Raw genomic sequence first — 19686 nt, forward strand, 5'->3', positions numbered from 1 at the left:
AGGCTTCTCGTCGTAGTCTCGATTCGATATGCAACGCCTCCTCGTCGCGCTCCTCGCCGCCTTCGACGCCGCCATCGCTGCGGCGGTGGGCCTCGTCGTACTCCTGGCCCCGTTGACGCTGCTGTGGACGCTCGCCTTCGGCGCGACGGCGGACTGGGGAGCCCTCTGGCCCCTCACCGGGACGCTGTGGCAGTTCGGCCACGGTGTGCCCGTCGACGTCGACATCACGACCGGGGTGCTCCGAGCCGCGGGCATCGCCCCGGACGCGGCCGCCTTCACGCTCTCCGTGACTCCGCTCGCGTTCCTGCTGTTCACCCTGCTCTTCGCGGCACGCTCCGGTGCACGCGCGGCACGCGCGGGCGCATGGATGCTCGGTGCGCTCTCGGGTGCGCTCGCCTTCGGCGTGATCGCGACCGGCGTGGCGCTGACGTCGGACCTCTCGGCGGCTCAGACCGCCCTCGTGCCGGCCATCCTCCTGCCGACCGCCGTCTACCTGGTCGGCGCCGTCTGCGGTGCCGTGCGCATCGCGTGGGAGGACGGCGACGGCGGGTTCCTCGATCGGGTGCACGACGTCGTCGACTCGTGGGGCGACTGGGGTCCTGTGCCGAGCGCCGCCGTGCGCGGGGCGGCGTTCGCCGTCGTCGGAGTGACCGCCGTCTCGGCTCTCGCCGTGGCCGTCATGACCCTGTTCCGCGGCGGCGAGGTGGTCGCCCTGTTCCAGGCCGCGCGCGTCGACGCCCTCGGGGCCGGTGTCATCACGCTCGGGCACCTCGCCTATCTGCCGACGATCATCGTCTGGGCGGCATCCTGGCTCGCCGGCCCCGGATTCGCCGTCGGCGTCGGCACCGCCGTCTCTCCTGCCGGCACGCAGCTCGGCGTGGTCCCGGGGATCCCGGTGCTCGGCCTGCTGCCCGAGAGCGCTTCTATCTGGATGCTGATCGTGATCATCCTGCCGATCGGAGCCGGCGCGTTCGCAGGCTGGGCCGTGCGCTCCCGCCTCGTGTGGGAGGGTACGCCCCTCGGCACGGGGCCTCGTGCGGCGATCGCCGCGGGGATCGGCCTTCTGACGGCCGCGGTCGCCGCCCTTGCGGCACTGCTCGGCGGCGGATCGATGGGCCCCGGCCGTCTGGCCGAGGCCGGACCCGCTGTGCTCCCGTTCGCGCTCTCCTTGGGCGGCGAGGTGCTGCTCGGTGCGGCGATCCTGCTGCTGTCGCCTCGGCACCGTGACGAGCTCGCCGAAGAGCGCACCGATCGATGGGTCGCCGAGATGACCGCATCCGAGCTCTCCGTCGACGCCCGGGGCGATCGTGTGCCCGCCGCGACGACGTGGCCGGCGACACCCTCCGCCTTCGACACCGCCCCTCTCGGAGACGACGGCGGCTTCCGGCTCCCGACGCGGGACCCCGGCGATCCGCTCCGCTGACATGCGGGTCGGGGCGCCGCTGCGGCCCCGGTAGACTGGGCGCGTGCTCACGGTCGCCGTTCTCATCTCGGGCACCGGCTCGAACCTTCGCGCCCTCCTCGAGGCCGCTCGTCACCCCGATTTTCCTGCGCGGGTGGTGGTCGTCGGTGCCGATCGCGAAGCCGACGGCCTCGCTCACGCCGAGGAGTTCGGCATCCCGAGCTTCACGGTTCCGTGGCATGAGCACGAGTCGCGCGAGTCGTGGGGTGAAGAGCTCGGACGTCAGCTCGCCGTCTGGAATGCCGACCTCGTCGTGCTCAGCGGCCTGATGCGTCTGCTCCCCGCCGGACTCGTCGCGGAACTCGCGCCCCGCCTGATCAACACGCATCCCGCGTACCTGCCGGAGTTCCCCGGAGCCCATGGCGTGCGCGATGCGCTCGCCGCGGGTGTCTCCGAGACCGGTGCCAGTGTGATCGTCGTCGACGACGGCGTCGACACCGGGCCGATCCTGGCGCAGGAGCGCGTGCAGGTCCTCGACGGAGACACAGAGCACAGCCTGCACGAGCGCATCAAGCCCGTCGAACGCCGACTGCTCATCGACGTGGTGCGCCGCATCGCGACCGGCGAGCTCTCTCTGTCGTCCGCACCCTGACCCGATCCACGCACGCCACCCTCGCACGAAGGAGCCCATCATGGCCGGCCCCCGCCACGACCACTCGCTGTACCGCGATCGCGACACCGTCCCGGTGCGTCGCGCACTCGTCTCGGTCAGCGACAAGACCGATCTGCTCGTGCTCGCGAAGTCCCTCTCCGAGGCGGGTGTGCAGATCGTCTCGACCGGCTCGACCGCATCCACGATCCGCGAGGCCGGATACGAGGTCACCGACGTCGCCGCCGTCACCGGTGTCGCCGAGATGCTCGACGGCCGCGTCAAGACGCTGCACCCGAAGATCCACGGCGGTCTGCTCGCCGACCTCCGCCTCGAGGACCACGAGCGTCAGCTCGCCGACCTCGACATCGAGCCGTTCGAGCTCGTCGTCGTGAACCTCTACCCGTTCGTCGAGACGGTCGCCTCGGGTGCCGAGGGTGACGACGTCGTCGAGCAGATCGACATCGGCGGCCCCGCCATGGTGCGTGCCGCGGCGAAGAACCACGCGAACGTCGCGATCGTCGTCTCGCCCCAGTCGTACCAGGGCATCATCACCGCGATCGAGAACGGCGGCACGACCCTGACGCAGCGCCGCGAGCTCGCCGCACGCGCCTTCGCGCACACGGCCGCCTACGACACGGCGGTCGCCGCGTGGTTCGCCGAGGGCACGCTGGGCGACGGCGAAGACCTGCCCACGCACCTCACGATCCAGGCCGAGCGCCTCGCGACGCTGCGCTACGGCGAGAACTCGCACCAGCGCGGCGCGATCTACACGCGCGTCGGTGGTCACGGCATCGCCCAGGCCACGCAGCTGCAGGGCAAGGAGATGTCGTACAACAACTACGTCGATGCGGATGCCGCGCTGCGCGCCGCCTACGACATGGTGAAGCCCGCAGTGGCGATCATCAAGCACGCGAACCCGTGCGGTATCGCGACCACCGCACCCAACGCCCTCGACCCGATCGCGAGCGCGCACATCCGCGCCCACGAGTGCGACCCGGTGTCGGCGTACGGCGGAGTGATCGCCGCGAACGGCACCGTGACGCTCAAGATGGCCGAGAACCTCAAGGACATCTTCACCGAGGTCATCGTCGCGCCGTCGTTCGAGCCGGCCGCTCTCGAGGTCTTCAAGGCGAAGAAGAACCTGCGTCTGCTGCAGCTCCCCGAGGACTGGCAGCAGGAGCGCATGGACGTGCGTCTGGTCTCGGGCGGCCTGCTGCTGCAGGACGCCGACCGGTTCCCCGACGACATCGTGTCGGTCGCGAAGAACTGGGAGCTCGTCTCGGGTGAGCGTCCGAGCGACGAGGAGATGGAGAACCTCATCTTCGCGTGGAAGGCCTGCCGCGCCGTGAAGTCGAACGCGATCGTCCTCGCGAAGGACAACGCCACGGTCGGCGTCGGCATGGGCCAGGTCAATCGTGTCGACTCGTGCCGCCTCGCGGTCGAGCGCGCCGGCGACCGGGCCGCAGGATCCGTCGCATCGTCCGACGCGTTCTTCCCCTTCGCCGACGGCGCCCAGGTGCTCATCGATGCGGGCGTCACCGCGATCGTGCAGCCTGGCGGATCGGTGCGCGATGAAGAGGTCGTGGATGCCGCGCGCAAGGCCGGCGTCACGATGTTCTTCACCGGAGAGCGTCACTTCTTCCACTGAGCCGCGCTCGATCCCGAGCCGATCACCGACGAGACCCCCTTCTGCTGTGTTCAGCGGGAGGGGGTCTCGTCGTCCGATCAGAGCCCGCGCACCGGTTCCTGCGGCTCCACCGCGATGTCCGATTTCCGCCAGTCGGTGTCGGAGGCGCGTGACAGAGTGGAGGCATGAGCTTCCCCGTGACCGACTTCGACGAGCGGTATCGCGCGATCAGTGCGCGCGACACCCGCTTCGACGGCCAGTTCGTGACGGCTGTGCGCTCCACCGGCATCTACTGCCGTCCGAGCTGCCCCGCGCGCACGCCCAAGCCCCAGAACGTCACGTTCTATCCGACCAGCGCCGCGGCCCACGAGGCGGGGTATCGCGCGTGCAAGCGGTGTCTTCCGGAGGCTGCTCCCGGGTCGCCGGCGTGGGATCTTCGCAGCGACGTCGCCGCGCGGGCGATGCGGCTGATCGCCTCGGGTGTGGTCGAGCGCGAGGGGGTGTCGGGGCTCGCCCAGCGCCTCGGATACTCCACGCGCCACCTCACCCGACTGCTGTCGACCGAGCTCGGAGCCGGCCCTCTCGCCCTTGCCAGGGCGCACCGAGCGCATACCGCGCGGATGCTGCTCGTCGGCACCGAGATGCCCGTCTCCGATGTCGCCTTCTCGGCCGGCTTCGCGAGCATCCGGCAGTGCAACGACACGATCCGCGAGGTGTTCGGGCTCACGCCGGGTGAGCTCAGGGCCCGACGGCGGATGCCGGCATCCGCTGTCCCCGGATCGATCGACCTCGTCCTGCCGTATCGCGGCCCGCTCGACGCATCCGGAATCTTCCAGTGGATGTCTGCCCGCGCCGTGACCGGAGTCGAAGAGGTCACCGACACGTCGTTCTCGCGGCACCTGCGGATGGCGGGAGGCCCCGCCTGGTTCGAGGTGAGTCAGGATGCATCCGCGCGCCTCCACCTGCGCGCACGGGTGACACAGCTCGGAGACCTCGCCCCGCTCGTCTCGACCGCACGGCGCATCTTCGACCTCGACGCCGACCCCCTCGCCGTCGATCAGGCGCTGAGCGCGCACCCCGAGATCGCTCCACTCGTCGCCCGCACGCCCGGCATCCGCGTGCCGGGGGCAGCCGATCCGCACGAGATGCTGATCCGCGCGATGATCGGCCAGCAGATCACGGTCGTGGCCGCGCGCACCGCGCTCTCGGCGCTCACCGACGCACTGGGGGAGCGGACCGAGCACGGTCTGCTCTTCCCCACGATGTCTGCGATCGCCGAGCGCGGCGCAGAGGTGCTCCGAGGGCCCGGCGCCCGCATCCGCGCGATCGTCGGAGCAGCATCCGCGCTCTGCGACGGCTCTCTGCCGCTCACCGTCGGAGACGACGGGGTCGAGCAGCGCGCGGCCCTCCTCGCGATGCCCGGCATCGGCCCCTGGACGGCCGACTACGTGCGGATGCGCGTGCTCGGCGACCCCGACATCCTGCTCCCCGGTGACGTCGCGCTGCGGGCGGGCGCCGCGGCGTCCGGCCTTCCCAGCGATCCGGCACCGCTGGTGGCCTGGGCCGAGCGTGCGGCGCCGTGGCGCAGTTACCTCAGCGCCCACCTCTGGCGGGCGGCGCCGCCGCGACCGACACGAGCATCCACCACCACGAGCGCGACCGCTGTCGCGACTGCCGTTTCGAAGGAGAAGTCATGACCGCTCTCATCCAGACAATCGACACCCCCGACGGCCCCTTCACGATCCTCGCCGACGACCGGCAGCGCGTGCTCTCGTCCGGGTGGACCAGCGACCAGGCGGCGATCGCCGGTCGTCTCTCGGCGGCCGCGCGGCCGGCGGAGGTCAGCGAGAGCGAGACCGAGGCGGCCGTCGCGGTGCGTGCCTTCTACGAGGGCGATCTGTCGGCGATCGACACGGTCGCGGTGGCGCAGACCGGCACGCCCCTGCAACTGGCCGGGTGGGCGGCGCTGCGCGAGATCGAACCGGGGGAGCCGCTGACGTACACGTCGTTCGCCGCACGTCTCGGCAACCCCCGCGCGGTCCGTGCCGCGGCATCGATCTGCGCGCGTAACGCCCCGGCACTGTTCGTTCCCTGCCACCGCGTGCTGCGCAGTGACGGCACGCTCGGCGGCTTCGCCTGGGGCCTCGAGGTGAAGGCGAGTCTCCTGGCGCGCGAGGCAGGAGTTCGCTGAATCGGGAATCTCTCTTGCGGTCAGCTGGTTCACAGGAATAGGCTGGTGGGCTGTCGCACCGACCGGACGACACAGCCGAGCCCCTGAGGAGGACACCATGACATCGATCGCCGCTGTGCAGATCGCCGCTCTCGGCTCGACCCCGGTGCGCCCGCTCCGCTAGAGCTCTTTCCGCACGCACGACTGCACCGGACGCAGGACTCCGAGAGTCCTTTCGCGCGTCCGCCCCCTTCAGCAACCGCTTCCCCATACGAAACTCGTCTGAGAGACATGTCTTCCTCGCCTTCATCGCAGAACGCCTCACCGTCCTCCGCTCTCTCCACTCCCGCCGCACTGTGGCGCCTGAAGCCCTTCGTCAAGCCGGTCATCTGGAGGCTCGCCGGCGGCGCCGCGAGTGCCCTGGTCGCGGCGATCATCGCCCTGATGATCCCGATCGTGCTCGAACAGATCATCCGCGGACCGGTTCAGGCCGGTGCCCTCGAGGGCATCGCCTGGGGTGCCCTCGCCGTCTTCGGCCTCGCGCTCGGTGAGGCCCTGATGGTGTGGCTGCGCCGTCAGTTCGTGCTCAACCCCGCGACGCAGGTCGAGTACAAGATGCGCACCGAGCTCTACTCACGCCTGCAGACCCTCCCGGTCTCGTTCCACGACCGCTGGCAGTCGGGTCAGCTGTTGAGCCGCATGATGCAGGACATCGGCCTCATCCGCCGGTGGCTGGCGTTCGGGCTCGTGCTGCTGGTGGTCAACATCCTCACGATCGTGATCGGCTCGGTGCTGCTGTTCCGCTGGCACTGGCTGCTGGGTGTCATCTTCATCGTGACCGCGATCCCGCTGTGGATCCGCGGATACCTGTTCGAGAAGCGCTACGGCGCGCTCACGCGTCGCAGCCAGGACCAGGCGGGTGACCTCGCCACCAGCGTCGAGGAGAGCGTGCACGGCATCCGCGTGCTCAAGGCGTTCGGCCGCGGCAAGCACGCGCTCAGCCGCTTCAGCCGCCAGGCCGAGACACTGCGCGAGACCGAGATGAGCAAAGCCGGCGCGATCGCGTCGATCTGGTTCTGGCTCGACCTCATGCCGCAGATCGCCTTCGGCCTGAGCCTGATGTCCGGTATCTGGCTGATCTCGCAGGGCGAGATCGATCAGGCGCAGCTGTTCGCGTTCTTCGCGATGGCCGTCGTGCTGCGGTGGCCGATCGAGTCGATCGGTTTCCTGTTCTCGTTCATGCTCGACGCGCGCACGGCGACAGACCGCGTGTTCGACATCTACTCGGAGACCAACTCGATCACCGATCCCGAGAACCCCGTGCACATCGCGGAGCCCCGGGGCGAGCTCGCATTCGAGGGCGCGCACTTCCGCTACCAGGATGCGGGAGCGCACGAGCGCGACCTGCTCGACGGCATCGACCTGGTGCTGCGCCCTGGCGAGACCATGGCGCTCGTCGGCCTCACCGGCAGCGGCAAGACCACGCTGACCACGCTGCCGACGCGTCTGTACGACGTGACCGGCGGCCGCGTCACGCTCGACGGGGTCGACGTGCGCGACCTCCCGCTCGCCGAGTTGCGCCAGCACATCGCCATGGCCTTCGAAGACGCGACGCTGTTCTCGGCGACCGTGCGCGAGAACGTGCTCCTCGGACGAGCGGACCTCGACGTGCACAGCGACGAGGCCGAGCGTGTGCTGCGCGAGGCGCTCGACGTCGCCCAGGCGGCGTTCGTGGACTCTCTTCCCGACGGTGTCGAGACGGTCATCGGTGAGGAGGGGCTCAGCCTCTCGGGCGGTCAGCGTCAGCGTCTGGCGCTCGCCCGAGCCGTCGCGGCCAACCCGAAGGTGCTGGTTCTCGACGACCCGCTCTCGGCACTCGACGTCGACACCGAGGCGCTCGTCGAAGAGGCTCTGCGTCACGTGCTCGCCGACACCACGGCGATGATCGTGGCCCACCGTCCGTCGACCGTGGCGCTCGCCGACCGCGTGGCGCTGCTCGAAGCGGGCCGGGTCACTGCCGTCGGCACCCACACCGAGCTGCTCAAGACGAGTCGCCACTACCGTCACGTCATCTCGAGCCTCGAGGCGGAAGAGGCCGCGCGCACCGGCGCGATCCCGATCATCCGCGACGAAGACGACGAGATCGACGAGATCGACGCCGCAGTCCAGGCCGGGATCCGCGAGGAGTCCGCCGACGAAGACATCATCACCGAGAAGGAGGTGCAGCGATGAGCTCCGCCATCACCGGAACCCAGGACGAAGACCGCTCCCGCTACACCAAGGAGGAGAGCAGGGCGATCCGTCGCCGGTCGCTGCACCTGCTGGGCTCGCTCGTCCAGCCGCTGAAGCCGAGGATCGCACTCGCCGCGGTCGTGCTGGTGATCTCGACCGCCCTGCAGGTGGCGGGGCCGATCCTGATCAGCATCGGTCTCGACCGTGCGCTCCCCGCCGTGCTCGAGCGTGCCGACTGGATGCCGACCTTCATGATCGGCGGCATCTACCTGCTCGCGGGTGCCGTGGCCGCGGCGATGATCGCCTGGTACGTGATCATCGCGGCCAAGCTCACGCAGGCCGTGCTGCTGGACCTCCGCAAGCGGATCTTCCTGCACACCCAGCGCCTGAGCCTGGAGTTCCACGAGTCGTACACCTCGGGCCGCATCATCTCGCGGCAGACGAGCGACCTCGATTCGATCAGGGAGCTCCTCGACGGCGGTCTCAACGAGCTCGTCTCCGGGGTGCTGTTCGGACTCTTCACCTTCATCGCCCTGTGCGTGTGGGACTGGCAGTCGGGTCTCATCCTGGCGATCGGCGGTATTCCGCTGTTCTTCCTGATGCGCTGGTTCTACTCGCGCTCGCAGCTCGTCTATCGCGAATCTCGCGTGATCAGCGCCAAGGTGATCGTGCAGTTCGTCGAGACGATGACGGGCATCCGCGCCGTGAAGGCCTTCCGCAAGGAGCCGCGCAACGACGTCGCATTCCAGAAGATCGCAGGAGACTACCGAGACGTCAACCGCCGTTCGATGCTGCTCTTCGGCACGTTCGAGCCCGGCCTGATGGGCGTCGCGGCACTCGTGCTCGGCATCGTCGTGCTGTGGGGCGGCATCCGTGTCTCCGAGGGTGCTCTCACGGTCGGTGTGCTGCTGTCGGCGGTCCTGTACGTGCGCAACTTCTTCGCACCCATGCAGGAGATCGCGATGTTCCTGAACTCCTACCAGTCCGCGACCGCGGCGCTGGAGAAGGTGTCCGGCGTGCTCGAAGAGGTGCCGACGGTTCCGGACCCCGAGAAGCCCGTGGACCTGTGGGAGTCGCGCGGACACATCGAGTTCGACGAGGTGACCTTCGGGTACAACGGCGAGAAGACGATCCTGCCGAACTTCTCGCTCGACATCCCCGCGGGTCAGACGATCGCTCTCGTCGGCACGACCGGGGCGGGCAAATCGACCCTGGCGAAGCTGATCTCGCGCTTCTACGACCCGTCGATCGGAAGGGTCACGCTCGACCGCGTCGATCTGCGCAACCTGCATCCGAAGGATCTCCGCCGCGCCATCGTCATGGTGACGCAGGAGGCGTACCTCTTCAGCGGCACGGTCGCCGACAACATCGCACTCGGCAAGCCGGATGCGTCGCTCGACGAGATCAGGGCGGCGGCACGCGCGGTGGGCGCCGACGAGTTCATCTCGTCGCTGCCCGACGGCTACGGCACCGATGTGAACAAGCGCGGCGGTCGCGTGTCGGCGGGTCAGCGTCAGCTGATCTCCTTCGCCCGCGCCTTCCTCGCCGACCCGGCGGTGCTGATCCTCGACGAGGCCACGGCATCGCTCGACATCCCCTCGGAGCGTCTGATCCAGGATGCTCTGCAGACCCTGCTGAAGGACCGCACGGCGATCATCATCGCGCACCGTCTGTCGACGGTCGCGATCGCCGACCGTGTGCTGGTCATGGAGCACGGCGCGATCATCGAGGACGACACCCCCGAGACGCTGATCAGCGGCACGGGCAAGTTCGCCCAGCTGCATGCCGCCTGGCAGCAGACCCTGGTGTGAATCGGCCGGCTCCCGAGCCGGCGCCTGACACCGAGGCCACGACCGATCATCGGTCGTGGCCTCGGTCGTTCGCCTGCCGGCATGCCGAAGCGGTGACGCCTCGGCCTGGGTAGCATCGGAGTATGGACCCGCTGCTGCTCGCCGTCGAGTTGTGGTGGATCGCGCCCGTCGCCGCCGGGGGAGCCGTCGCCGGCGCGGTCGGACTCCGTCGCCGCAGCACGAAGAGCGGCCGCCGGCTCGAGTACGACGCCGCCCGGCACGATCTGAAGGCCGCGCAGCAGACAGCGGTCGAACGACGGATGGCCGTGAAGCTGGCGAGGGCTGACGTCGCTCGGATCTCCGCCGAGCGCAGCGCGCGGCGCGCGACACCCGAACAGGTCGCCGGGGCCAAGAGAATGCTCCGCGCCAAGGAGAACGACGCCAAGGCCGCGAACGCCGATGTGCGCGCCAAGCAGGTGCGGCTCAGCGCTGCGCGCGCGGCGATCCCTGCGGCATCCGCCCCTCGACCGCTCGAAAGGCTGCAGGCGCAGCATGACGCGATCGTCGTGCGCTGGATGCGGTATGAGACCGACGCAGGGCTCCAGATCGCGTACCCGGCGATGACCGACGTCAAGCAGCCGGCGACGGCCGAGTATCTGCGCGCTGCCGGGCACGCGGTCGAGGTTCGCAGGGCGGCCACGGGCCGAGTCAGTGCCACGGACTACGCCGCCTACCGCGATGCCGTCGCCGACCTCGAGCGCGCCTTCGAGGCCGCCGAGCATTCGGCGAGGGTCCAGGCGGGCGAGGCGCCCCAGCCGTCGTCAGCCTGGCAGGATGCGGCGCAGGACATGATCAGCCGCTCCACCGACGCCATCGATCGTGCCGCGGGCGCCGCGGCATCCGCCCTCGCCGCCTGGAACGCACGCAAGCGCCCCGACAAGCACTGACCGCCGTCTCCGAAGAGAAGACGGCGGTCAGTCCTGCTCGTGACGGGGCGTCAGGCCCCGATCGTGCGTGAGGCGATGAGCTCGCGGTACCAGTGCCCGGAGTCCTTCACGGTGCGCTCGAGGGTGTCGAAGTCGACCCGCACGATGCCGAATCGCTTGGCGTAGCCGTATCCCCACTCGAAGTTGTCGAGCAGCGACCACACGAAGTAGCCGCGCAGGTCGACGCCGTGTTCGAGTGCACGATGCGCTGCGGTGAAGTGCCGGCGCAGGTAGTCGGTGCGCTCGGGGTCGTGGACCGCGCCGTCGTCGGCGACCTCGTCGTCGAACGCCGCACCGTTCTCGGTGACCATCAACGGCTGCTCCGGGAACTGCTCCGACAGGGAGACGAGCAGCTCCTCCAGGCCCTCCGGTGCGATGTTCCACCCCATCGCCGTGTACGGACCGGGCTGTTCGACGAACTCGACCAGCTGATCGCTGCCCGGCCAGGCGGTGCCGCCGGCCGCACCTTTGTGCCCGTCATTCTGCTGCTTCTCCGAGAGTCCGTCCCACAGTCGCACGGTCGCGGTGGAGTAGTAGTTGACGCCGAGCACGTCGACCGGCTGGTTCACCGTGGCGAGGTCGCCCTCCTGCACGAACGACCAGTCGGTGACCGATGCGGTGTCGTCGAGAAGGTCCGCCGGATACTCGCCGCGGAGCATCGGGTGCGTGAAGGCTCGATTGGCGAGAGCGTCGATGCGTCTCATCGCTTCGTCCGCTCCATCGCCCTGGCCCCGGAGCACGTGGAAGTTGAGCGTGACCGAGTAGTCGGGATCGCCCGTCGACGTCGCGCGCAGTGCCTGCAGCGCGCGTCCGTGAGCGAGGTTGAGGTGATGGACGGCCGCGAGGGCGGATGCCGGTTCACGGCGACCGGGTGCGTGACCGCCCTGCCCGTAGCCGAGGTACGCCGAGCACCACGGTTCGTTCAGGGTGGTCCAGGTCTGCACGCGGTCGCCGAGTGCTGCGCCCATGATCTCGGCGTACCGCTCGAACGCGTCGGTGGTGGCGCGGGAGGTCCACCCGCCCGCGTCTTCGAGATACTGAGGCAGATCCCAGTGGTACAGCGTCGCCACCGGACGGATGCCACGGTCGAGCAGCCCGTCGACCAATCGAGAGTAGAAGTCGATGCCGGCCTGATTCATCCCTCCGTCTGCGGTCGGGACGATCCGCGGCCAGGCCATGGAGAAGCGGTAGGCCTCCAGACCGAGATCGCTCATCAGATCGAGGTCCTGCTCCACGCGGTGGTAGTGGTCGCACGCCACATCGCCGGTGTCGCCGTTCCACACCTTGCCCGGAGTCCGGCTGAACGTATCCCAGATCGACGGCGTCCTGCCGTCCTCTGAGGCGGCCCCCTCGATCTGGTACGACGCGGTCGCCGAGCCGAAGACGAAGCCCTCAGGGAGGACGAGGCCAGAGCCGCGGTGGTCGCCTGCGGAGGAGAGGATGCTCATCCGGTCACCTCCGACAGGTTCGCCGTGTAGTCCTTCACGACGCCGTCCGGTCCGGTCACGGTCACCGTCGCGGAGCCTGTCCCGCCGGGGAAGACCCGCAGCTCCAGACCGTCGTGATAGTCGTAGTCGGGCTTGTCGGAGCGTGCGCCCCACGGGAGCACGGTGCCGGGGCGCACATACAGCGGCAGGGAGTCGAAGCCGTGCACCTCCCGGCGCCACCCGCCGCCGACCACGGTCTCGCCCGTGAGGAGCGAGGTCCATTCACCTTCGGGCAGGTAGAACTCCACGGCCCCGTCTTCGGAGAACACGGGCGCGACGAGCAGGCTCGAGCCGAGCATGTACTGGCGGTCCAGATATCCGACCGCGGGGTCGTCGGGAAACTCCAGCTGCATCGGCCGCATCAGAGGCACGCCCGTGCGCGACGCGTCGATGCCCTGCTGGTAGAGGTACGGCATGAGCCGCATCTTGAGGTGCGTGAACCGGCGCGTGACGTCGACGGCTTCCTCGTCGAACATCCACGGCACGCGGTACGAGCTCGAGCCGTGGAACCGCGAGTGCGAGCCGAGCAGTCCGAACGCGGTCCAGCGCTTGAAGACACCGGCATCCGGGGTTCCCTCGAACCCGCCGATGTCGTGACTCCAGAACGCGAATCCTGTGAGAGCGAGTGAGAGCCCGCCACGCAGCGTCTCGGCCATCGAGGTGTAGGTCGAGGTCGAGTCGCCGCCCCAGTGCACCGGCATGCTCTGCCCGCCCGCCGTGGCCGAGCGGGCGAAGAGCACGGCATCGTCGGCTCCTCGCGCGTCGGTGAGCACGTCGTGCACGGCCCGGTTGTAGAGGTCGGTGTAGAGGTTGTGCATCCGCTCCGGATCGGAGCCGTCGGCCCACACCACCTCGGTCGGGATGCGCTCGCCGAAGTCGGTCTTGAAGCAGTCGACACCCTGGTCGATCAGGCGGCGCAGATGCCCCTGGTACCACTCGGTGGCATCCGGGTTGGTGAAGTCGACGAGCCCCATGCCCGCCTGCCACAGGTCCCACTGCCAGACGGAGCCGTCGGCCCGCCGCACGAGGAACCCCTGCTCGGCCGCCTCACGGAACAGGGGAGAGCGCTGCGCGATGTACGGGTTGATCCAGACGCACACCCGCAGGTCCTTCTCGTGCAGTCGCGAGAGCATGCCCTCGGGGTCGGGGAACACCCGGGGGTCCCACTCGAAGTCGCACCAGTTGAACTCGCGCATCCAGAAGCAGTCGAAGTGGAAGACGGAGACGGGCAGCTCGTGCGCGGCCATCTCGTCGATGAACGAGTTCACGGTCTTCTCGTCGTAGTCGGTCGTGAAGCTCGTCGACAGCCACAGCCCGTATGACCACGCGGGCACCACGGGCGGGCGTCCGGTCAACGCGGTGTAGCGACCCAGCACGTCCTTCGGCGTGGGGCCCGCGATCACGAAGTATTCGAGCACTTCGCCTGAGACCGAGAACTGCACCCGCTCGACGGATTCCGACCCGATCTCGTACGCCACATGACCGGGGTCGTTGACCAGCACGCCGTAGCCGCGGTTCGACAGGTGGAACGGGATGCTCTTGTACGCCTGCTCGCTCGACGTGCCGCCGTCGGCGTTCCAGATGTCGACGGACTGACCGTTCTTCACCAGTGGTCCGAAGCGCTCGCCGAGACCGTAGATCAGTTCACCGACGCCGAGCTCGAGCTGCTCGTGCACGAAGGTCGATGCGGTCGGCGCGGTGCCGCCCTGACGAGCGTTGTCGACGATGCCGGCATCCACCTGGGCGTCGGGAGCGAGCCGGATGTACCCCTGCGCCTTATGACCGCTTCCCGTGACGCGGCGCCCGTCGACCTCGAAGGAGAGATCCCAGGGTGCTCCGGGAGCGATGCGCGCCACGAGCGATCCCGCATCGAGGACTCCTCCAGTCGGCGACAGCGACACGGTCGCACGCCCCGAATTGACTCCGGAGAGCCCGAAGCCGCCGTGCCACCGCACGCCCTCGTGATGGGCGATCCGCACTCGGACGATGCCCTCGGCAGGAGACGACAGCGTCGTCGTGAGCACCGGGCGGTTCAGGGTGTCGCCGCGCTTGGTGATGGCCATGGTCGGCGCCGTGACGACGATTCCCGGCCCGTCGGGGGTGTCGCTGGTCTCTGCGATGTCGTAGGCCTCCTGCGCATACAGCGCGGTGACGCCCGGACGCAGTTGCCAGAACCCGTCGGTGAACTTCATTACTTGACTGCTCCTGCCGTGATGCCGCGCGTGAGTGTGCGCTGGAAGATGAGGAAGAAGATGAGCGTGGGGATGATGCCCAGAAGCGCAGACGCGCTCGTGGTGGTCACATCCATCAGACGATCGCCCTGCAGCACGCTGATCGCCACGGGGACGGTCTGGTTGGCGTTCGAGGCGAGGAACGTCAGGGGGATGAGGAACTCGTTCCACGTCCAGATGAAGAAGAAGATGAGCAGCACCGACAGCGTCGGGCGGCTGATCGGGAAGACGACCCGCCAGAGGATCTGCCAGCGGCTCGCGCCGTCGAGGGATGCCGCCTCGAGGATCTCCTTCGGGAACGTGCCGTACACCGACGACAGAAGGTAGGTTCCGAAAGCCGCCTGGATGACGGTGAACACGATGATGACCGACCACACGTTGTCGTAGAGTCCGACCGACTTGAACATGTAGTACAGCGGGTAGAGCAGAGCCTCCTGCGGCAGGAGGTTCGCGAGCAGGAACAGCAGCACGATCCAACTCCGCCCGCGCACCCGTCCGATGCCGATCGCGAAGGCGTTCAGCATCGAGATGACCACCGCGAGCACCGAGACGATGCCGGCGATGAAGATCGAGTTCCACACCTTCTCGGGGAAGTTCACCCGCTCCCAGAACTTGATGATCCCGCCGAAGTCGAGGGTCTCGGGGAAGGCCAGCGGACCCGAGGTCGCATAGTCCACCGGCGACTTGAACGAGTTCACGAGCACCAGGTAGAACGGGGCGATCACGAGGAGCGCGCCTATCACCACGAGCGCCAGCATCAGCCAGTCGACCGGGCGCTTCTTGGTCATGCCGCCGCGGGGGCGGGTCTTCTGCGGCTTGCCGGTGACGATGGCAGTGGTGGCGTGCATCACAGACCCGCCCTTTCCTTGCGCTCGAGGGAGTTCTGCACGCGGATGAAGATGATCGACACGATCACCACGACGATCGTGAGGACCGTCGCGATCGTCGCTCCATAGCCCACGTTCCGCTTCGTGAAGAACTCCTGGTACGCGTAGTAGGCGGGAACGAGAGTCGCGCCCGCAGGGCCACCGCGCGTGATGATGTAGACCGGGCCGAACACCTTCAGAGCGGCGATCGTGCAGGTCAGGGTGACGACGAAGATCTCTGGACGGATGATGCTCATGGTGATCGCGGTGAACCGCTGGAACCAGTTGGCTCCGTCGAGCTCCGCGGCCTCGTACAGCTCGGGGTCGACCCGCTGCAGCGCCGCCATGAAGACGACCACGGGGTAGCCGAGCTGCACCCACACCATGACGACCATCAGCACGATCAGGGCCGACGGCATCTGGCCGAGCCAGTCATAGGCGGGGATGCCGAACCACGCGAGGATCTGGTTGAGGGCGCCGTCGCCGCCCGGTCGGACGATCCAGCCGATCACGATGCCGGCGACCGCGATCGGGAGGATCTGCGGGAGGTAGTACGTGGCGCGCAGGAAGCTGCCGATCTTGCCGCCGAACTTGCGACCGACGACGTCGAAGAGGAGTGCGGCGACGATCAGTCCCACGATCGTCGGGACGACGACCATGGCGATGATCATCCACACGGAGTTCGTGAACGAGGTCCAGAAGTCGCTGTCGGTGAGGATCTTCTGCCAGTTCTCGAGTCCGATGAACTCCGGCGTGCGCACACCCTTCCACTTCGTGAAGGTCAGGTACACGTTCCAGATGAGCGGGACGATGACGACGACGAGCAGCAGCACGAAGCCGGGCAGCAGGTACATCCAGTACGCTCCGGTCCCGCCGCTGCGCTGCGGGATCGACGGCTCTTCGGGCGGCAGCGCGGTGCGGCTCTCGCGGCGTGTGGCGAGTGACATGTTCACCTCCAGGAGGATGCGGGGGCGGCGCTGTTCGGCTGCCGCCCCCGCGAGTGGATCAACGGAATTCCGAGGTGCCCTCGTCGTACTGTTCGCCGAGGTTCTTGTTGGTGGACTCGGCATCCTGCGAACCGGTGATGAGGCCCTGCAGCTCCTGCACGATCACGTCGTAGAAGCCGGGGGCGGGCCAGTCCGGGTAGAACGCGAGACCGTCGGCCTCGAGGACGCCGTTGAACGTCTCGATCAGGGCCGCGCTCTTCTCGTCGGTGATGTCCGCAGTCTCCGCGGCCACGGGCAGACCGCCGTTGTTGCCGATGATCGCCTGGATCTCGGGGCGCATCGTGATGTCGATGAACTCATAGGCGAGTTCCTTGTTCGCGGCGTTCTCGGGTACGACCCACAGGTTGCCCGACGAGCCGAGAGAGAGGTCTGCTCCGGGGAAGGCGGTCATCGTCCAGTCGAAGCCCGTGGCCTCGGAGACGAAGCGACCGAACCACCATGAGCCCGACACGAAGATCGGCGAGGTGCCGTTGATGAACGAGACGCCCGCGTCTTCGGCCTTCACCGACGAGACGTCCGAGGCGATGTAGCCCTTGTCGACGTACTCCTGGAGGGTCTCGGTCGCCGAGGTGACTTCGGCACCCTGCCAGTCGACCTCTCCGTCGTAGAGCTGGTACGAGTCGACGAAGCTGCGGTCGCCCTCGAGCAGCGCGAGCTGGTACCAGAGCTGGCCGAGGGGATACTCGGCGCCGGCCTCGGCGAGAGGTGTGATGCCCTTCGCCACGAACGCGTCGAGGACGTCGACGAACTCGTCGTAGGTCGTGGGGATCTCGAGCCCCGCCGCGGCGAAGGCATCCTCGTTGTAGTAGACGCCGACGAACTCGCCGTAGTTCGGAACGCCGAACCAGGTGTCGCCGCCCATGACGCCGTCTTCGGAGTACTTCGCGGTCGTCTGCAGCGACGGCGCGAGCTTCTCGTCCCAGCCGTACTCGTCGACGGCGTCGGAGATGTCGGAGATCAACCCGGTCGATGCCAGGAAGCCGGCGGTCGCGTTGCCCTTGTTGAACTCCATGAGGTCGGGTGCGGCATCGGTGTCGAGCACCTGGCTGGCGGTCTTCTGGATCTGCTCGAAGGACTTCTCCTCGAACTCGACCTTGGCGCCCGTCTCCTCCTCGAAGATGGAGATCGCCTCGGCCCAGGCTTTGCCCATCGCGCTGTCGGCGCCCTCGTAGTGCCAGAGCTTGAGCGTCTGGCCGTCTCCGCCCTCGTCGGCGGAGCCGGCGGTGCAGCCGCTCAGTGCGATGCCCGTCACGGTGAGGGCGGCCAGAGCCGCCAACGTCTTCGTCCTGCGGATGTTGCGTGCCATCGTCGGCACTCCTTTCTCGGTGGCCCTGAGGCCGGACACATCGGTGGGTCGGTCTGTTCAGTTGTGAGTCGGTCATCGTCGAAGCGTTTCGACTCCGACCATGCGGAAGAGATGTCCGCCCGCGGTCACTCCCGAGCAGGGGTGACGGAGCCGGCGGAGTGGTACTCGGGAGGAATGAGGTGGATGCGGGCGGGCATGCCCGGCTCATCGAGATGCCGCACGGCGAGATCGACGGCGAGCTCGCACGACTGCTGCGGCACGAGGGGGATGGTGTCGATCGGCACGGGCAGCGCGGCGGTGTCGAAAGAGGCAGCGGCCGAGATCACCGAGACATCGGAGCCGACGGTCAGTCCGCGGGCGGCGAGGGTCTCGAGAAGCGCCTCGTGCACGTCGCCGACGGCATGCACGATGAATGCTCGATCGCCGCGCTCCAGCGCCCGCTCCGCGGCTGAGCGCACGGCGGATGCATCGGTCGTCGTCACGCCGGTCGTCGCCCATTCGAGGGTGAGGCCTCGTGTCTCGGCCCGATCCTGCACGCCGCGGAGGAGGCGGCGGGGGAAGTTCGATCTGCGGTACGAGACCTCGGTCTGTCCGAGCAGCGTCACGGCGGTGTGACCGGCATCCGCGAGTCGATCCACGGCGATGTGCCCTGCGGCTTCGAAGTCGAGGTCGACGCACGTGAGGCCGTGCGCATCGTCGGGGATGCCGATGAAGACCGTGGGGGAGTGCACCGAGCGCGCGATGTCGGCCCGCTCGTCGTCGGGGGCGACGTCGAGCACGAGGATGGCGTCGACCAGGTTGCTCGCGGCGACGCGGTTCATGCCCTCGGAGGCCTGCTCGTCTGTGAGGAGGAGGATGTCGTACCCGCGGCGGCGAGCGGCCACCGCTGTCGCGAGCACGAACGCCATGTGCGTGGGCGCGTGGGTGTCGGCGCGCAGGGGCTCGGTCAGTCCGAAGATGTTCGTGCGGCGACCCGCGAGCATCCGCGCTCCCGCGTCGGGCTCGTAGCCCAGTGTCTTCACGGCGTCCTCGATGCGGCGACGCGTCTTCTCGGACACCGGACGTTTGCCGCTCAGCGCGTAGGAGACGGTGCTGATCGACACTCCGGCGGCCTCGGCCACCTGGTGGATCGTCGTCATCAGGACTCCATCGTCGCTATCGGGTGCATCGTCGAAGCGCTTCGCTCCGCGCCTCTGAAAGCGATGATAGACAGGCTCGACCGGTGAACGCAACCTTTTTGTGGTCGATCGCAACAAATGCGTCTTCCGTGCGCGGGAGCGTTCCCATGACCGACCGGTCAGGGCGACGGGGCCTCGATGGGGGAGGGGATTCGGGACCCCGCCGCCGGTCTACGAAGTGATGCGGATCTGGGCGATGACTTCGGAGTACTCGGTCTCGCCGACCGGAGTGAAGCCGACGCGGAGGAAGAACGCCTCCGGGCCGTCTTCACCGGCCTCGTAGATGACGTTGACGTGGTCGAAGCCGCGGGCGCGCGCCTCTTCGAGCAGGCTCTCGACCGCGAAGCGGCCGACACCCTTGCCCTGGCCCTCGGCATCGACGTTGATGCGCCACAGCACCGACCGGAAGTGCTCCTCAGGAGCCTCCGCATCGAAGTTGGCGCTGACGAACCCGACGACGTGATCCTCGTCGAGGACGACCCGCTGCCAGGAGGTCTGCGGATTGATGACGGTCGCGGCGATCCCGTAGGACACCGGAGCGAGGAACTGCTCCTGTCCGGGCTTGAGCGACAGGTTGTTCACGGCGACGATCGTCGCAGCGGAGAGTTCGACCATGCGCAGTTCGGACATAGTCACAGGCTAACCCCTCCGGTGGTCACCTGTGCGGAAACGTCGACTTTCGTCAGGGGTCGTCGCGTGTGGAATGCCGGAAGTCGATGCGAGCCCGACCTGTCGGCGGACATGCGTCGGGA

The 19686-nt window shown here is 68.4% G+C and carries 15 protein-coding genes; 8 read left to right on the forward strand and 7 right to left on the reverse strand.

Annotated features, from left to right (window positions below; genetic code table 11):
* Positions 1-28: 28 nt before the first annotated feature.
* The 8 genes from JOF42_RS07295 (at position 29) to JOF42_RS07330 (ending at position 10820) form a co-directional block, all read left to right on the forward strand.
* Positions 29-1423, forward strand: coding sequence for a cell division protein PerM (locus JOF42_RS07295; protein WP_210097252.1), 1395 nt, complete (start codon positions 29-31; stop codon positions 1421-1423).
* Positions 1424-1466: 43 nt separating this feature from the next.
* Positions 1467-2054, forward strand: a complete 588-nt coding sequence (gene purN, locus JOF42_RS07300; RefSeq protein WP_210097253.1) for a phosphoribosylglycinamide formyltransferase — start codon at positions 1467-1469, stop codon at positions 2052-2054.
* Positions 2055-2094: 40 nt separating this feature from the next.
* Positions 2095-3702, forward strand: a complete 1608-nt coding sequence (gene purH / locus JOF42_RS07305; RefSeq protein ID WP_210097254.1) for a bifunctional phosphoribosylaminoimidazolecarboxamide formyltransferase/IMP cyclohydrolase — start codon at positions 2095-2097, stop codon at positions 3700-3702.
* Between the two features lie 164 nt (positions 3703-3866).
* A complete protein-coding gene (locus JOF42_RS07310) occupies positions 3867-5378 on the forward strand; it encodes a DNA-3-methyladenine glycosylase 2 family protein (protein WP_210097255.1) in 1512 nt (503 codons plus the stop codon).
* Positions 5375-5872: a methylated-DNA--[protein]-cysteine S-methyltransferase gene (locus JOF42_RS07315; protein WP_210097256.1), complete on the forward strand. Its 498-nt coding sequence runs from the start codon at positions 5375-5377 to the stop codon at positions 5870-5872. Before JOF42_RS07310 ends, JOF42_RS07315 begins: the two co-directional genes overlap by 4 nt.
* A 270-nt stretch (positions 5873-6142) precedes the next feature.
* A complete protein-coding gene (locus JOF42_RS07320; RefSeq protein WP_210097257.1) occupies positions 6143-8083 on the forward strand; it encodes an ABC transporter ATP-binding protein in 1941 nt (646 codons plus the stop codon).
* Complete coding sequence (locus JOF42_RS07325; protein ID WP_210097258.1) at positions 8080-9894, forward strand: ABC transporter ATP-binding protein; 1815 nt, start codon at positions 8080-8082, stop codon at positions 9892-9894. The genes JOF42_RS07320 and JOF42_RS07325 overlap by 4 nt, the downstream gene beginning before the upstream one ends.
* 122 nt (positions 9895-10016) lie before the next feature.
* Positions 10017-10820: a hypothetical protein gene (locus JOF42_RS07330; protein WP_210097259.1), complete on the forward strand. Its 804-nt coding sequence runs from the start codon at positions 10017-10019 to the stop codon at positions 10818-10820.
* Between the two features lie 50 nt (positions 10821-10870).
* Here the strand turns inward: JOF42_RS07330 and JOF42_RS07335 are convergent, their stop codons facing one another.
* The 7 genes from JOF42_RS07335 to JOF42_RS07365 all read right to left on the reverse strand — a co-directional run bounded on the left by JOF42_RS07335 (position 10871) and on the right by JOF42_RS07365 (position 19564).
* On the reverse strand, positions 10871-12307 hold the full coding sequence (locus JOF42_RS07335) for a GH1 family beta-glucosidase (RefSeq protein WP_210097260.1): 1437 nt from the start codon (positions 12305-12307) through the stop codon (positions 10871-10873).
* The gene (yicI, locus tag JOF42_RS07340; protein ID WP_210097261.1) at positions 12304-14538 is read right to left on the reverse strand and encodes an alpha-xylosidase; all 2235 of its coding nucleotides are present in this window, start codon (positions 14536-14538) and stop codon (positions 12304-12306) included. Before yicI ends, JOF42_RS07335 begins: the two co-directional genes overlap by 4 nt.
* Entirely contained in the window at positions 14538-15425 is an 888-nt protein-coding gene (locus tag JOF42_RS07345) for a carbohydrate ABC transporter permease (protein WP_210097262.1), read from the reverse strand. The genes yicI and JOF42_RS07345 overlap by 1 nt, the downstream gene beginning before the upstream one ends.
* Positions 15425-16390, reverse strand: coding sequence for a carbohydrate ABC transporter permease (locus JOF42_RS07350; protein WP_210097263.1), 966 nt, complete (start codon positions 16388-16390; stop codon positions 15425-15427). Before JOF42_RS07350 ends, JOF42_RS07345 begins: the two co-directional genes overlap by 1 nt.
* Positions 16391-16448: 58 nt before the next feature.
* Positions 16449-17756: an ABC transporter substrate-binding protein gene (locus tag JOF42_RS07355; protein WP_210097264.1), complete on the reverse strand. Its 1308-nt coding sequence runs from the start codon at positions 17754-17756 to the stop codon at positions 16449-16451.
* Positions 17757-17881: 125 nt separating this feature from the next.
* Positions 17882-18895, reverse strand: coding sequence for a LacI family DNA-binding transcriptional regulator (locus JOF42_RS07360; RefSeq protein WP_210097265.1), 1014 nt, complete (start codon positions 18893-18895; stop codon positions 17882-17884).
* Positions 18896-19105: 210 nt separating this feature from the next.
* Entirely contained in the window at positions 19106-19564 is a 459-nt protein-coding gene (locus tag JOF42_RS07365) for a GNAT family N-acetyltransferase (protein ID WP_210097266.1), read from the reverse strand.
* Positions 19565-19686 lie beyond the last annotated feature (122 nt).

It is taken from the genome of Microbacterium phyllosphaerae, assembly GCF_017876435.1.
GTDB lineage: Bacteria > Actinomycetota > Actinomycetes > Actinomycetales > Microbacteriaceae > Microbacterium > Microbacterium phyllosphaerae.